The following is a 15,531-nucleotide window of genomic DNA, read 5'->3' on the forward strand; positions in this document are numbered from 1 at the left end:
AGGTGACCAGTACTCTTCTTGTGCGCACTATCCACTTAAACCGACGGATTTTGTTTCACTTTCAGGACCCACTGGGTGGCAAAGGGCAATAACCTGATGTAGCGACTGCTCTTCCTCGCACCTCTTGCTCGAATTGAGGTGGATGCGAGTTTTGAGAATGCCTGCTCTAATTGCGAACGGCTTCGCTCGCGGACCACAGCAATTTGCCGAGCTGCTCCGAATGGGCGTAGGCTCCGACACCTTCAGTGCTAACGAAGTGCTCCCAAGCCACAACTGTCTTCTGGCCATGAAGGCCGTCGAGAGGCCCCGGAGGATAGCCAGCTAGACGCAGGGCAAGCTGTAGGTTGCATACTCTTTCTCGTCGATCACTATCGCTCAGACCTCCTGCCTCCCAATCAAGCGACCGTTCGGCGAGCTCGCGGCCCGGCGAGCCGGATCAGAGGATAAAATCCGCCTCGGTCAGATTGATAAGCCCCGTCAGCGCGATCGCCAGATTGGCATTGCCATTGCCGTTGGTGTCCATGAAGATCATGGTCACACCGCCCGATTGTTCGAACCGCACTTCGCCCGCTGTGCCGCTGAACGCTCCGCTGCCGATAAAGGTGAAGGCGTCATCGCCGCCGCCCAGAATGGCATCGACCAATGAAAGATCGATCTTGTCGTTCTCGGCCTGGTCGAAATCGGTGATCCGGTCGGCGGTACTTGCGGTCAGGCCGGAGAAGTGGCCGTCATCGAAGACAAAGATATCCGCGCCGATATCGCCGCGCATCGTATCGAAGCCCGCGCCGCCGGTAATCGTGTCGTTATCCCTGCCGCCGAAGATCGTATCATTGCCGCTGCCGCCATCGATGATGTCATCGCCATTGCTGCCCTTGATCTCGTCATCGCCCGCGCCGCCTTCGATTGTGTCGACACCGCTGAGGCCGTTGATGACATCGTTCCCGCGTCCGCCTTGGATGAGATCATTGAATTGGCTGCCACGGATATTGTCATTCCCGTCAAACCCGCGCAGCGTTGCCGCGCCGCCAGCCGTCACGATGGTGTTGTCGAGATCGTTGCCATTGCCGACCGTGGCGTTGAGCGCGATGCGCAACAGCTCGATATTGTCGCCCAGCGTGAAGTCGACAAACGAACGCACGAAGTCTGTGCCCTCATTGGCAGCCTCGATCACCACATCGCCCAGATTGTCGACGAAGTAGTTGTCGTTCCCGGCCCCGCCCGTCATCGTGTCGGCACCGGCATTGCCGTCGATAACATCATTACCGCCGCCGCCGAAGATGGTGTCGTTGCCGCTGCCGGCGAAGATCCGGTCATTCCCGACGCTGCCATTGATAGTATCATCCCCGCCATAGGCGAAGATGCGGCTGCCTAACGTCGGATTGGCGAAGATCGTTTCGCCATTGTCCGTCGTGTGAATCGCAATCGCGCTTCCGATCAGCGCGAACTCCTCGATATTGGCGTAGCGGGTGCCGAAGGGGTTGAGATTGATCGTGGTGTTGAGCCGGTCGGTGCCTTGGCCGGGCAGTTCGGTCACGATGTCGGCGATGCTATCGATGAAGTAGGTGTCATTGCCCAGCCCGCCAATCATCTCGTCAGTGCCAGTGCCGCCGTCGAGCGTGTCGTTGCCGGCGAAACCCATGAGAACGTCATCACCAGCATAGCCGTACATGATATCGTCATCTTGCGAACCATCCAGCATATCGGGCCCCGGCGCACCTTCAATGATGGGTGGAAGCAAAAGCATGAGAGAGCCTGGGCTGCCGCTGGCTTCAACGAGGTCGAGCTCGCCGTTCTGTAATGTGATGGTCGCGTCTGCAATCCCATCGCCATCAAAGTCGAATTGTACGAGCGTCTGCCCACCGCCTTTCTCGTAGCGGTATTCGCCAGCAGCATTGCTGAAACCACTTTCTCCAATGAATGTTGTGGCCCTATTGGGAGCGGAGACAGAAGACGTGAAGACGAGGGTATCGTCGCTGTCGAAATCGGTGATCGTTGTGCCGTCCGCCATGTCCAACGCAGCTCCGAAGACATATCGGTCGGCGCCGCCGTTTCCGGTGTATATGTCCACACGATTGTCTTCTGCACCCTGAATAAGAGGGGCCGAAATGAAGAGGTCCGCATAAATGCTTCCGGTGAAAGAATCTGAAGTTCTTCCGTCACGGAACTCTACTCCAAGCGGAGCGCCCGAGGCATCAATTGTGATTACATCAACACTTTCGTTGATATTCGCGACAACAAGTAGCGTTTCGAAATTTCTAGCGGTTATCGAACTCCGCTCCTCACCAAATATCGTCTGGTTGATATAGACAGCTTCATCGAGCGCAGTGATAAACAGGGTCTCTTTGGAGATAGTATGGCCGCCAAATTGCAGCCGGTCGGTGCCTGCGCCGCCATCCAACACCTGACCGCGCCCACCGATAATCACGAAATCATCATAGTCGGTAGCCCGCACATTGCTGTTCGACCCGCCAAAGGACAAAACGGTCTCGAAACCGTCAATCTCCGTTGCAGGGGTGTAACCGGAGCCGTCGAATGTAACCGCAGAATAGCTGACGACTGAGAAGCTGATCTGTTCAAAACTGGAAAAAGTGGTATCGATACGACCGCCAAGATCGTAGATGCGATTGCCGCTGAGGATGTAGGTATTCTCACCCGAGAAGGCCGGGAAATAGCCATTACTATCCATCCAAACGCGCAAGGTATCGAAATCGTCTCCGCCGTCCGCAGTGTCTACTCCGGGAGAGGCAATGACAGTATCGGTTCCACCTAATGCCTCTACTATATCATCCTCATCGGTACCGGAAAGTAGATCGTCATCTTCCGTCCCCTGAATGAGGCCAGTGTCGACGAAACCAACGGCGACTCTATATAAGCCATCGATTGAGTTGATGAGAAAAGCGGAACCATCATTGGTGAGGATGACCTCGTCGCCGTAGCGCAACGGCATGGTTGTGAAGATTCGTGGCAGATCCAGTGTCTCCACGAGTTCGAAGGTGGTCGTGCTAAAGGCAAAGACCTGCTCTGATCCAGGTCCGATGGCGTAAAGGGTGCTGCCATCGGCGCTAAACGCCACACCCAGCGGTTGGAAGGGATCGTCATTGATCTTGAGAGAAGCGAGTATATTTAGCTCGCCATCGAGAAGGAACAGATCGAAAGAGGTGCGAACGGCAATAAATCCATCGCTGCCTGCGCCCCAAGAAGCTTCGAGTTGTAGCAAGTTTGCTCGGCCAAAGGTCGATTGTAATCCGCTTAGGCTATGCTCGACCTGTCCGGTTGCGTTCACTATTTCCAGCGAAGTCGCGCTGGGACTGTAGCGCAACACGGTTTCATCTGCAGGGATAGAGCTCAAGACCCCAGCTAGGCTCGCGCCGGTTGTAAACGTCTCCCGCGCGGCAGGCGTGAACGTCTCCGTCGCTACGTCGAAGATCGAGACGTTTGAGTAGCTGTTGCCAAGGTGGGTAAGGATAATTGACCCATTGCCGGCAAATGCAACATCACCGAAGGTAGACGTGACAGCCGTCACGGTGATTGTGTGTCGGGATACAAACAGCGTGTCTGTATCGATCAAATAGAGATCGACATCGCGCGAATCGGAATCGCTTCCTCCGGGTGAATCGAATTCGTTCCGCGCCACGGACTCGGCAATAGCGAGCGTTGTGCCATCGGGGGAAATATCAATCGCTCCGAGATCTACGCCAACTTCTACTTCGTTAAGCAGTTCACCCGTTTGGGCGTCATAAACCCGCAAGATCCCGTCATTCCCGGCGACATAAATGACGCTTCCATCACGGCTCAGAACCCAGTTCTCATCGCGCTGCTTATTGATCAATGGCCCTGTCACCGAAATGCTCCTGCAAGTGCTGCTTCAGATCGCACCTAGCTTTAATGCGGATGGACTCCGATCATGCCAGATTTCGCGACGCTAAACCTTTGCCCATCCACGATTAATAGAGGTAAAGTATCCAAAACGTACATATTTTTTGACGTTGCGATGACATTTTTTGACAAAACCGACCTCTAGTCGGGGTCCCGGTTGACGGGAGACCCCTGATTTTCCTCCACGAGCGATTAGAGACTGGCTTGAATGAAGGACAGACCTTTAAGCCGCATGTGATGCAATCGGCTTGAGCTTGGCGACACAGATCAATCGCGTTATGCCTTTGCCAATGATCGAACTTTTAATTGCCGTCACCATTGCTGTTTGCCCCGCCAGCGGCGTGCGCATCACCTGTGTGCATGACGGGGACTCTATTGTGATCGAACGCGAGCGCATCCGCATATCCGATATCGATACGCCCGAGCTCGATGGCGATTGTCCGCGCGAGCGCGCATTGGCGATAGAGGCCCGTGATACGCTGGTCAGCCTCCTTAATGCCGGCCCCTACCGGATTATCCGCGAGGGCGAGGACCGCTATGGCCGGACATTGGTCATCATTACCAATGATGCGGGGTCCATTGGCGATCAGATGGTGGCTGCAGGGGTAGCCCGCACCTGGAGCGGGCGCAGGGAGCCGTGGTGCTGATGAAGGAGTGGGATGATTCCAACAAGCACCGGGCACCGACCCCGCGGCAGCGCAACCTCGAAAAGGTCCTCGGGCTGATATCGATCCTCATCTTGCTTGCAATTACGATATCGGCATTCTTTCTCCTGACAGCCTCTGCCTATGGCCATCCCGGCACGCTGGCGGCCACCGAGGACGGCACCATCTCATTACCGGCAGAGCGAACAAGCTCGCTTATGTTTCCGCAGCAAACTGGCGCAGACACTGGTGACAGTACCATGGCCGCGGCGACAGAACCTTGTGCGGCGCATGACGCGTGACAAGGAAATTCTGGGCATGGCGCTGTGGGTAGAAAAGCACCACGGTGCGGATGGATGGTTCCACATTGCGCAGCAGCAGGACCGGCTGCTCGAAGCCGGAGACTTCGCCGGGGTCGCCCTATGGCGCAAGGTCGGGTGCCGGTTCGAAGAGCTTATGGCAGCTAAGCCCCCTGCGCAGCTGCATTAAGTTAGCATGTCGAAAGTCCGCAAGCTGAATTGACGCTGCGAACGTGGCTGAACAGATTCAAGTCCTCAAGACGCCTCGCTTGCAGGCAAGTCTTCGCGATCGAGTGTTTCATACGAACCCGTTGGCAGATGTTGGATCGATTTTTCTGGCGTAGCCACCAATTGGCCTATGACGAAGGCTTTCAATTCCTGTTGACGGGATGTGCCCGATCAATCCAGCAATGAAGCTGCTGTATGCTCATTTGACGCCGAGGTTTTCACGATGCCGCAGGATTACCGTATCGAACTGGATGGCGAGCAGCTGGACGCTGCAATCAGTTTGGAAGCAGGCGCAATAATCCTCGAAAGCCGCGGGGGCACCGGGGCCAATGCACGTAACTCCCAATATAGCGCAGCGTTTGAGACAATTCTTGCCCGATCGCTCGTGCCAACCGGAAACCTTCAACGTGTCATTCTCGCAAGCCGTGACGCGGTGCAGTCGTTCCCCGATGTCCAGAGCCGGATCCTGGCAGAGCGCGCGGAGCTTCTTGCGCTTGGCAATGCGGGTGCAGCCTCTGTAATCCGCGCACGGATGCGGGACTTTGGCAAGCCACCAGGCAAGCACGCAGGCAATTCGACCAAGCGGCTGAGGTTCGAGTTCGAGCACGGCAAGCTCGTCCAGCAACTCAAGCTTCGGCGTGTTGCCAAGGCACCAGAAAGGCTCTCAAGCAGCGACCAGCGCCGTGTCAAAGCAGCTGACATCCATGCAGCTGTGCTTAAGCTGGCGCAAGGAGGCGACGCCCCCAATTTCGCAGAGTCACGCGATTATGACCTCGTTACTCCGGGTGGGCTGCGGTTCCCGCCAAAGAAGGTCTTTGGCCTTGCTCTGGAGCAGGCGCTTGGCATCGAGGCGTTTCCCTCGCACTTCAGCGCAGGGTGGTCACAGCCCTCGTTCATGCTGCTGCAGTCGGCAGGCTACGAGATCGTGAAGAAAGGCATGCCGGTCGCGGGGGAACTACCCGAGGACGAAGCCAGCGCACGTCTGCCGAGCGCAGATGACGATCGCCGTTGGGTCGAGGGAGATCCGAAGCGGGTATCCCACATTCGCCGCGAACGAGCGCACGGCCTAGCACGCGACAAGAAGGCTGCCGTGCTCGTTGCCACAGGCAGGCTAGCCTGTGAGGAGTGCGGCTTCGAGCCTGCAGTAACGCACGGAGCGGCATTCCTTGATGCGGGTCTCGAGGTACACCACAAGATTCCTCTGTCCGACCTTCCTCCCGGCTCCGCAACTGCCATTTCAGACCTCGCCCTGCTCTGCGCCACCTGCCATCGGATCGAACACCGGAAGATCAAGCTAGCCAAAACGGGCGGATGACGCGAAAAACTTGCATTCAGGCAGGATCGCCAACTCCGGGATTAATCAGCAGATACGGTCGTCTTGGTGCTGTCGGTCTGACCGCAACTTATATCCGCTCAACTCATCTAGCCATTACCCATTTTCAGCTCGGGCCGCGAGCATCTGCCACTCAGCCAGTACGGCTGAGCGGCGGTTCTTGTAGGTCACTCTTATGTTATTCGTGCGCAGATCGATTGATCCGCGGGCGCAGCCTGGCGATCGGTCAACTCACCGGCCCAACCGTCGGCACGGCGGGCCCTTCGGCATATGTAAGCGCCGCGGCGCATTCACCGTCGCGATATGCGATGCCGACTACATCGCTCACCAAGCGGCCTTCGGGCAGACGGCTCATGAGGATGTCGTACATCCCCGATCCGCAGATGGCTTCCACGATCTGCGTGATCCTGTCTTTCAGTGTCGTCCCGGCCTGGCCTTGGTTAAGCGCTGCATACTCGTGCCAGCCAAGGAAGATCTGATCGAGCTGGGCCTGCGAGCCGTCATCGATGTCGAAGTAGAACGAATCCCGCCCGTCCATCGCCACCAGGTAGACGGTGCTGGGTCGCGGCAGGTTCGCCATGCGGTAGACGACCGTGCCGATCGGCCAGCTGTAATTCTCGATCAGCGCGTTGCAGCGGGCGTCGCCGGTCAGGTCTTCAGAAATCGGTCGCACAAGCGGCCAATGAACCGGTGCGACCTGGTCTCCCATGCCAATCTCTTCGTAAAGCCCGGCGTCGGGAAGGCGTTCGAAGGCCCTGCAGATCTTGCGGTTACGGCCGAAATCGTCGTTGTCGAGCAGGATGAACGCGCGGATGCCCTCATCGGTCAGCGCGGCGGCGTGTTGCGATGGCAGCAGGTAGTTTCTGGCCGAAACCATTCCCTCCGCCCCAGCAAACGGACCTCCCACATTTGCTGATGGCGCTATGGAGGCGCAGCCGGACAGCGTTGCCGCGGCGGCTATGGCAGTAAGCATTCTCTTCATTTCAATTGCCCCTCTTGAAAATCTCATGACGCGCCCTTCGTCGCCTGCGCTTCCCCGGTTATTCCACCTCCGCCGAGACTTCGACAGCGGTTTCAGCTCCTGTGGAACCGTCAGTTTCTAGCACCGCCGGCTGCGCCGCGACAATACTTACCGTGCCCGCCGCCTGCGCGCGCGCATCGGCAATCGCCGCGTCGCGCATCTGTCGTGCCTGCATCACGCGCGCCGAGGGTGTAAGGCTTGGGTCGGTGTACGGGTAGTAGGTGTGCCAGTTCGCATCGGCTTCGCTGATCTGGGAACTCTGCTCGGAAATCTCACTGGCGAGCACATCGAGCTCGAGCGGGTGTTCAGTCGTCACCACCAATTCGCGGCCGTTCGGAATGGTCGCGCTCTCGCCGGTGACGAAGCCTGCGAAGATCCCTGCGACCAGCACCCCGCCGAGCGTCTCCAGCGTGGCGCCTTCGCCTTCCTGCCGGAAGGTACCGTTGACCGCAATCTGCTGGCCCTGCACGACGATATGCTCGATCTCGACATCCATTTTGCCCGAGCGCCCGAATGCACCGCGGCTCGACAGATCGGTGATGCGGCCCTGCACCGGCGATCCGGCCGGAATGACGATGTACTGCCCCAACATGATGTCGTGCGCGACCACGAGGCGGAACGTGTCGCCCGCCTCCCAGTCATCGCCGCTGGTGGTGACATTCTCGATGAGCCGGACGGTGACCTGTGTGCCCTGCGGCAGCACGGCGTATCCTTGAGGCGCAGCGGCGACGGACAGGCGCACCGGCACGGGTGATGACGTTGGCGCGGCAGTCTCTTGCGCAAGAGCGGGCGAAGCCGCGACAATCATGGCGGCAGCACAAAGCATCGGAAATTTCATTGTACGTCCCCTGTCTGCGACGATCCCCCGATCGTCGTTTCACGTAGACTGGCACCGCACGCAGAGAAATTCTACTTTTATTTCAGGTACACGCAAGCGCAGCGGTGTAGTCCGCGAGGGCGGCTCGGAGCGCGGCGGTGGCTTCCAGCTTCAGAAAAAGCGGCGCATCGTGCCCCTGGAGACACTTCTAGCGGCGCATGGCGCGGGTGACGGCATCGAGCTAATGGCGCTTTTAAAGCTTATGCACTGTGCCAATCCAAGCCGCAGTTCTTGGACTTGTGCTGGGATGCTTTTGACAAAAGCGTAGGTTTTTGGGCCGTGATCAGAGACAGGAGCGAAACTGACAGCGACGCACCATTGGAGGTGTGTTTGCTTTGACAATGCCACTCTCGGCACTCTGATCGCCGGTTTCTCTCAGAGCAACGTGACTGAGACAACTTTTCGAGACGCATTAGGCCGCACCTTCAACACAGCCGTTGTCCGGTCGGTTCGCGTCGACGAGATTGATGAGATAGCCTCAAGTTTACTTGCTGGCGTAGATAAATCCCTAGCGACAGCTGGCAGTCGCCTGTGCGTATTCTCCATCATCAAACCGGGCCCGGATTACCCCCAAGCCAGTCATCGATATCATCAGAAGAAACTTTGCAAATTCCGCGAGACTACCGAACCATGTCCCGGGCGCTTGGGAGAAATACAGAACTCTTGCAGAACGCCATGAACGGCAGTTTCTTTTGAGGCGCAGCTCCGATGCTGACCTGCTCACGCGGGATTGGAAAGCTTGCCACGCCGCGGACGCCCGAAGAGCAGCTTCGAGCACACCTCCCTTAATGGCGCAGAAAAGCCGAGCAGCTTGCGCTGCACGGCCCAGTCCAGCGGCACGTTCGCCTTGAAAAGCCCGTCCGCTGTCAGCGATTCAGGCTGGGTGCCGTCGAGAATGGCTGTAACGATGTCTGGTGCGAGATAATTCAGGCGGACGAGGCGCGAGAAATGCGCCGACCTGCACCTCAGCACCTTGGCCAGCTCATCAGGTGACTGCTCACGGTTCTCCTCGACGAGCCGCATCGCCCTGCGCGCCTTGCGAATCAGCTGCACGAGTGCGGGATCAGGAGTGCTTGCAGGACTGACCGGGCGGGCAGAAAGATTGAGAACTGGACTGCGTTCATCGGAAATCGCCCTTGCGGCAATTCCAAGCTCGTATCGCGCATCGCTGCAGGACCAGTCCGCCTGCCTTCCGTGAAAGGTCGCAGTGCCCCGCCAGGTGAGGAAGCGGCGCAGTTCGAGCGAGCGGAAGGTAATCGAGACATGCTCAGCTCCGAGCTCGATCACGATCACCAGTGCCGCGAAAAGATCTTTCAGGGCACGAGGAGGGGTATTGGAGAGGCGATCGGCTGCATGGCGGCCACGGGTGACAAGCCCTTCGAGCTCGTCCCCGAAGACGCCAAGGGTTTTCAGGGCCGCGCGAAGCTTCCGTCGGTCGCACAGGAACTCGCAAACACTTGCCAGGATCAGTTCGTCCAGCTTGCCGGCATTGGTCCTGTAGGCCTTGACGCGTTCGCGCTGCGCCCAGAAGGCGTTGCTCGAATTATAATAGTAGTACGGCTTCCCCTTCCACCAGTCGACCGACAGGAGCATGTGGCGGCCGTAATCGTCCCACAGCAGGCCTGCGAGGAAGTGGTCGGTCTGACGGCAATGCGGTTTTGCCTTGGTCCGCGATGCGCAAAGGGCAACCGCCGCATGCCAGACTTCGCGCGAGATGATCGGCTGGTGCCGCCCTTCATGCATCCCGTCATGGCCGGCAATGTCGCCCACATAGACCGGGTTGCGCAGGATGTTGTATACCGTTCCCGCCGACAGGATGTTGCCGCCCCTGCGCTTGCCACCTTTGGTGCACTTTATCGTATGCCGGAATTCGCGGTCGTATACTGCCCTCGAGACGGCCGTATATGTCCCGGAGCGCAGAAACTCGTCGAAAATGAAGCGGACGATTGCTGCCTCCTCATCGACGACTTCGAGGCCGTCATTCGCAAGGACGTAGCCGAACGGCGGCAGCCCGCCATGCCAGAGCCCATGGCGTTTGCGGGTGCGCATGCTGTCGCGGATCCGCTCCGAGATCAGCTCGTGCTCGAATTGCGAGAATGTGAGCAGGACATTCATGATCATCCTGCCCATGCTGTCGGAAGTATCGAACCTCTGCGAGATCGAGATAAAGGCGATGCCATGGCGATCGAATATCTCGATCAGCCGCACGAAATCCATCAGACTGCGGGTCAGCCGGTCGATCCGGTAGACAACGACGGTATCAACCTCGCCCGCCTCGATCGCGTGCATCAGGCCGGACATCGCCGGGCGATCGATGGTGGTACCTGGCTGCCCGCCATCATCGAAATGCGCCGGGAGTTCGACCCACCCGCGATATCTCTGGCTGGTGATATAGGCCGAGCAGATTTCCCGCTGGGTCTCGAGCGAGTTCGCCTCGCGATCAAGACCGCGGCCAGAGCTCTTCCTTGTGTAGATCGCGCAGCGGTTGAGAGACTGGACGGGCTCTTGTGGCATCGGAAGGACTCCCGGTTCTGACTGCCCCTGTCCATGACGACATACGACGTCCGGACCTGACCAGAGACGGGACGAGCGTAATCCCTGGTCCCGCAGCTTCGGGGGTCAGGCCTTCATTCAGCCGTCCTCTGCGGGTCCAGCGTAATCTTTCTCACATCCTTGTAAAGGTCCCTTGCGGCAGCAGCGATGTCGTTCACCCGCCATTGCGAGCGCCGCTTGTTGAGCCCCGGATTGTCCGGACAGTATTTTGGCGCGGGATCGAGGAACAGGGTACCATTGTAAAGCGCCTCGAACAGCCGCTCTGCCGAGGTCTCGCGGCACCACATGATCTGCCGCGCGAACTCGACGAGGTATCTGTGCCCGGTCCCGGTCAGACGGGGATCAGTACAGTCCGTTTTCGTCGCCGGTACATAGACCGCCTCGTTGTGCTTGGCGGACCAGCAGTTGAGCATCCGTTCGAGCGACCATCCCGCAGCCAGCCGGCCCTGATCATCGATCAGGCCGAGATGGACGTCGCTGTCTGCCGAGGCGGCAAGCGATCTTCCCCTCTCGTGATTGATCACTTGCAGTGTCAGCCCGCTCTTTTCGCAGCGGATGCCCACCCGGTGGATGCCTGTGAGCCGCAGATTGCCGGATGCGTCAGGATATCCCCATGTCTGCATGAAGCTGGCGAAGTCTTCCGCGTACGCGCCCATGTCCGGCTCAGGCGTGAACAGGGTCACCTTTCTCTGCGTATGGGTCTTGAGCTCGATGCCCTCGAAATCACCATCCTTCGCGCTGTTGGGAACAATGCCGAGCGCATGCTCGAGAGTGTAGCCGCAGACCTGTGTGCCGTTGAACGGCAGTGTCGCTCCCGATGCGTCGAGCCTGCAGCCGGGCATCGGCCTGCCGGCAGCAGCCACAAGCAGCGGAAGGAGCCTGTCGCGCGCCGGAGTACCGATGACCAGATGCTTCCACACTCGCGAGCCTGATGCATTGGGGAGCGCCTTCACCTGGTCCCTGAACGCCTGCGGCGGGTCGAGGACGATCGCCGCCACCACGCTTCCGCTCCCGCGCCGGCCCATCACGAGATATCGCGGCGTGTCGGGGTTGGCCTTCGTAAAGCCGACCGAGAGCGATTCCGGCATCGTGTTCCCGACCGTCGAGAATCCGCTCAGCCTCGTCTCGGGATACTGCGCATAGACGATCATCCTGACGCCGCGCGCCGGAACCTCGCTGCCCGTTGCATCGAGCCAGACAAAGTCCCGGAACACCGCCTCGGGGATTGCCTTTCCCTTACTGGTGCCGCCCTTTTTCGCGCTCGTCGATGCTCCGCGAAGCGAGAAGTCCATGTCGAACATCGGGTAGAGCGGTGCGAACTCCGCGCCTGAATAGATCTGGTTCTTGTCGTTGTGGTTGCGGGTAAGCGGCTTGATCAGCGCCTCGCCAACGCCGTGCGCGGACAGAAGTGCTCCCAGCATCTCCACCGACGGCGGGGAGTGTTCGAATTGCATGGAGGATGGCCTCATCGATTGTGAACAGATGAGGCGGCGTATCACCGCGACCGGTGCAGCACAATCCCGTCAGGCTCGGCCAAAACCCGGCAATCCAGCTTATATAGTTGTTTTTACGGTATTCTTATATTCCTGCGATGAAGATGTTGCGAACGTCTGCGAATCAGATGTGGCTATCGACGGTGCGGTCCTTTCCAAGCACAAGATGTCTGGCATCGCCCTCGAGGAACTCCCGGAGCTGCTGCAGGACCGGTTCCAGCGCCTGCCGCTCCCTGCCCTTCAGCTGACATTCCCATACCTCCGCGAGGCGCCATCCGGCGTTGAGCAGGGCGTTGCGGTTGCGGGCGTCGCGCGCGATGTTTGTGGAGATCTTCCTGCGCCAGAACTCCGGCCGGGTGCCCGGCCAGCGGAACAGGTTGCAGTCGTGACCGTGCCAGAAGCACCCTCGCACCTCGATGGCTGCGCGCCGCGAGGGAAAAACCAGATCGGGACGACCGGGCAGTTTCTTGTCATGCAGACGGTAGCGGAACCCCATCCGGTGAAGCCCCGACCGGATGAGCATCTCGGGAGCTGTGTCGCGGTCCCGGATGCCGGACATCATCCGGCTCCGGGTCTGCGCATCGACGATATCAGGCAATGGCTGCTGTGCGCCGCTGTATGGGTGATTCCGCGCCTGCGGTCTGCAGCTCAAGGGCACGCGTGAGCGCAGGTTCCATGTGCCGCGCGATCGCTTCGACGACCGGGACCACAACCGCATTGCCGAACTGGCGGTAGGCCTGTGTGTCCGATACCGGGATGTGCCATTCGCGCCCGTCGCGCTCGAATCCCATCAGCCGCGCACATTCGCGCGGGGTAAGCCGGCGCGGCCGCGAGCCCTCCTGCACGATCAGGATTTCCGAGCCATCCTTGTGATACCGTGCCGAGAGCGTCCGTGCGACATCCTGCGCGGTATGTGCCGTATATCCGAAACCGTTGCCGGCCTTCTCGTGCTTCTTCCGGTATGCCTGCAGATAGTTCCAGAGTTTCGGGGTCAGCGTGTATTTCGCACCGACCTCGTTGTGTGACTGCAGGATCGAGCCCAGCACCGGCCATTCCTCTTCTGCCGGCAGCAGCTTCTCGAAACCCTCGAAACTGAATCCTGCATCCTCGCGGAAGCCGACGATAAATATGCGCTGGCGTTTCTGCGGCACGAAGGGCGCTGAGCTGATCACCCGGAAATCGATCGAGTAGCCCAGCTCTTCAGTCAGCGTCCGGCGGATGACCTCGAACGTGCGTCCCCTGTCATGGGACTGCAGGTTCTTCACATTCTCAAGCAGGAAGGCAGCTGGCCGGTGATGGTCAATGATGCGCGCGATCTCGAAGAACAGGTTGCCCTGGTCCTCGCAGGCAAAGCCGTGCGCCCTGCCCAGCGAGTTCTTCTTCGATACGCCTGCCAGCGAGAATGGCTGACATGGAAAGCCCGCCAGCAGCACATCGAATGGCGGAATGCGCGATGGATCCTCGCCATAGGGGCGAATATCGCCGGCAAAGACATGGTCATCGATGTCAGGAAAGTTGTGGAGGTAAGTCTTCTGTGAGAAGCGGTCCCACTCGCTGGTGAACACGCACTTGCCGCCAATCGCCTCGAAACCCAGCCGCATGCCTCCGATGCCTGCAAACAGATCGATGAAACGGAAAGCTGGATCGGTTACCGGCTGTGGGCACCGGGCAGCCGCCAGATCGCGCATCTTCTCGCGGACAAGCTTCGGGATCTCGCAGTCGCCTGCAATGTAACGCTTCACCTGCCTTTGCGAGACGCCCAGTTCCCCTGCCGCCATGACAGGGTCGAGCCCTGCCCTGTGCAGATCCGTTGTGAACATCAGGGGCGTCTCAGACATGCTGCGGATCTCCATAACCGGGTCAGGTCATGACGCAATGGCACGAGGATTCCCGGGAAGCAAGTTTTGTTCCTTTTTTGTTTCCCTCTCATCCACAGAGGCGAAATTGATTTAGGGCTTTGACTTGCTGGGAAAAATGGCGGAGGGCCTGATTTACAGACATTTCTAGCTGAGATTCATGTCCGCTTTGCGCCCCAATTTCGGACGTCTGGGGTGTGCTTCGTCGATCCCAAAAGCCGCCGTTCGTCCAATCGACAGCCAATAAATGCAATTGGGCCGCTTCACTTTGACAATTTCTGGGGACGGATAACCTATGAAGAGTGTCCCGTTTCTAAAATAGAATCAGAGTATAATTGGAGGTAGCCCAAAATTGACGGATATCAGAAAGGCTATCCGCGCAGCCCGCGGTGTTGGCGGCTCCACTATCTGCACGTTTGATCAATGGCGGTTCGGACTAAACGGCCTCATCGTCTAGCCGTGTTTGCGGAGTTCCTTGAGCGTCGGATAGCGGCTTCCTTTGAAGAAGTCCCGATGACTGGGTGTGAGTTTGTCTTCGTCGTGTCCACCTGGTTCGATCATAGATGAATCCTTGCGCGTGGCGAAAAATGGCCACGAGGATACGAAACCACGATCGGTCAATGCCATGAGGCTGCCGCGAATGGTCTCCACTGCGACCGACCGAAAAGGCCATTCCGGCATAAATGCGTTAAATGTCCAGACTTTGAAAACGCCCTGTTTGCCGTCCGAGCTGTTCCCGACGAGGCATGACTTCCAGCCGAACAAGATACCGGCGTCATTTTCCTCATAGAGCTTGCCGTCGTCTAACTCAAAGGCCTGCGTCTCTTTCATTGTGCTCAACGATCCGTCTTTGTCTAGGATCAGCTCCGATCGAATAAAGGCATTCTTGCTCCGCGAGTGCCACGCCGGCCGCACCAGTTCATACCTGCCATAGATGTATGGCATGTCGGTGGGTGTGGACGGGATGTCGGTATAAATGAAGTTCAACTGCTTCCGCGCCGCCTCCGAAAATACAGCTGTATTCGGATGCTGGATTGCGACGACGTCTGGATCGTCTGGAAACCGGGAAAGGACATACTCGAATAGCAAGGTGATTTGCGCATTGCTAAGCGGGCCCGATTCGTCGGAATCATTTCCAGATAAGAACCGCTGCAGTGTCGGCCGCGAAACCTCACTACACGAGCTCGACGTTACTCGTATGATGTCTTTATTGATCGACTTGAAATAGTTGACCTGTTTCGCCAGCCATTCATCGCCTGGAATTTTCCCACGGCTTTTCAGGCCGGAAATGATTTTCCGAAGTCTGGGGCGATCAATCAATATCTTCGCGTATTCAGATTGGCTCATCACT

At 58.4% G+C, this 15,531-nt stretch carries 12 protein-coding genes; 4 read left to right on the forward strand and 8 right to left on the reverse strand.

The window, feature by feature from the left end:
• Positions 1 to 436: 436 nt before the first annotated feature.
• Positions 437 to 3,841, reverse strand: coding sequence for a hypothetical protein (locus GC121_RS15800; RefSeq protein WP_151971945.1), 3,405 nt, complete (start codon positions 3,839 to 3,841; stop codon positions 437 to 439).
• A gap of 325 nt (positions 3,842 to 4,166) precedes the next feature.
• Between GC121_RS15800 and GC121_RS00135 the strand changes: the two genes are divergently transcribed.
• The 4 genes from GC121_RS00135 to GC121_RS00150 all read left to right on the forward strand — a co-directional run bounded on the left by GC121_RS00135 (position 4,167) and on the right by GC121_RS00150 (position 6,362).
• A complete protein-coding gene (locus tag GC121_RS00135; RefSeq protein WP_151971947.1) occupies positions 4,167 to 4,523 on the forward strand; it encodes a thermonuclease family protein in 357 nt (118 codons plus the stop codon).
• Entirely contained in the window at positions 4,517 to 4,822 is a 306-nt protein-coding gene (locus tag GC121_RS00140; RefSeq protein WP_151971949.1) for a hypothetical protein, read from the forward strand. The genes GC121_RS00135 and GC121_RS00140 overlap by 7 nt, the downstream gene beginning before the upstream one ends.
• A complete protein-coding gene (locus tag GC121_RS00145; protein ID WP_151971951.1) occupies positions 4,812 to 5,009 on the forward strand; it encodes a hypothetical protein in 198 nt (65 codons plus the stop codon). Before GC121_RS00140 ends, GC121_RS00145 begins: the two co-directional genes overlap by 11 nt.
• 201 nt (positions 5,010 to 5,210) lie before the next feature.
• On the forward strand, positions 5,211 to 6,362 hold the full coding sequence (locus GC121_RS00150) for an HNH endonuclease (protein WP_151971953.1): 1,152 nt from the start codon (positions 5,211 to 5,213) through the stop codon (positions 6,360 to 6,362).
• Between the two features lie 244 nt (positions 6,363 to 6,606).
• Here the strand turns inward: GC121_RS00150 and GC121_RS00155 are convergent, their stop codons facing one another.
• From GC121_RS00155 to GC121_RS00185, 7 genes are all read right to left on the reverse strand, one after another.
• Positions 6,607 to 7,353 (reverse strand): hypothetical protein, encoded by a 747-nt coding sequence (locus tag GC121_RS00155; protein WP_234421038.1) that lies wholly within the window; start codon positions 7,351 to 7,353, stop codon positions 6,607 to 6,609.
• Positions 7,354 to 7,420: 67 nt separating this feature from the next.
• A complete protein-coding gene (locus GC121_RS00160; RefSeq protein WP_151971957.1) occupies positions 7,421 to 8,239 on the reverse strand; it encodes a hypothetical protein in 819 nt (272 codons plus the stop codon).
• A 759-nt stretch (positions 8,240 to 8,998) separates the two neighbouring features.
• Complete coding sequence (locus tag GC121_RS00165) at positions 8,999 to 10,792, reverse strand: recombinase family protein (RefSeq protein ID WP_151971959.1); 1,794 nt, start codon at positions 10,790 to 10,792, stop codon at positions 8,999 to 9,001.
• A 113-nt stretch (positions 10,793 to 10,905) separates the two neighbouring features.
• Positions 10,906 to 12,285 (reverse strand): MvaI/BcnI family restriction endonuclease, encoded by a 1,380-nt coding sequence (locus GC121_RS00170; protein ID WP_199857682.1) that lies wholly within the window; start codon positions 12,283 to 12,285, stop codon positions 10,906 to 10,908.
• Between the two features lie 163 nt (positions 12,286 to 12,448).
• The gene (locus GC121_RS00175) at positions 12,449 to 12,922 is read right to left on the reverse strand and encodes a very short patch repair endonuclease (RefSeq protein WP_151971963.1); all 474 of its coding nucleotides are present in this window, start codon (positions 12,920 to 12,922) and stop codon (positions 12,449 to 12,451) included.
• On the reverse strand, positions 12,915 to 14,162 hold the full coding sequence (dcm, locus tag GC121_RS00180; RefSeq protein ID WP_151971965.1) for a DNA (cytosine-5-)-methyltransferase: 1,248 nt from the start codon (positions 14,160 to 14,162) through the stop codon (positions 12,915 to 12,917). The genes GC121_RS00175 and dcm overlap by 8 nt, the downstream gene beginning before the upstream one ends.
• Before the next feature lie 471 nt (positions 14,163 to 14,633).
• Positions 14,634 to 15,527, reverse strand: a complete 894-nt coding sequence (locus GC121_RS00185) for a hypothetical protein (RefSeq protein WP_151971967.1) — start codon at positions 15,525 to 15,527, stop codon at positions 14,634 to 14,636.
• Positions 15,528 to 15,531 lie beyond the last annotated feature (4 nt).

This window comes from Erythrobacter sp. EC-HK427 (genome assembly GCF_902498745.1).
GTDB lineage: Bacteria > Pseudomonadota > Alphaproteobacteria > Sphingomonadales > Sphingomonadaceae > Alteraurantiacibacter.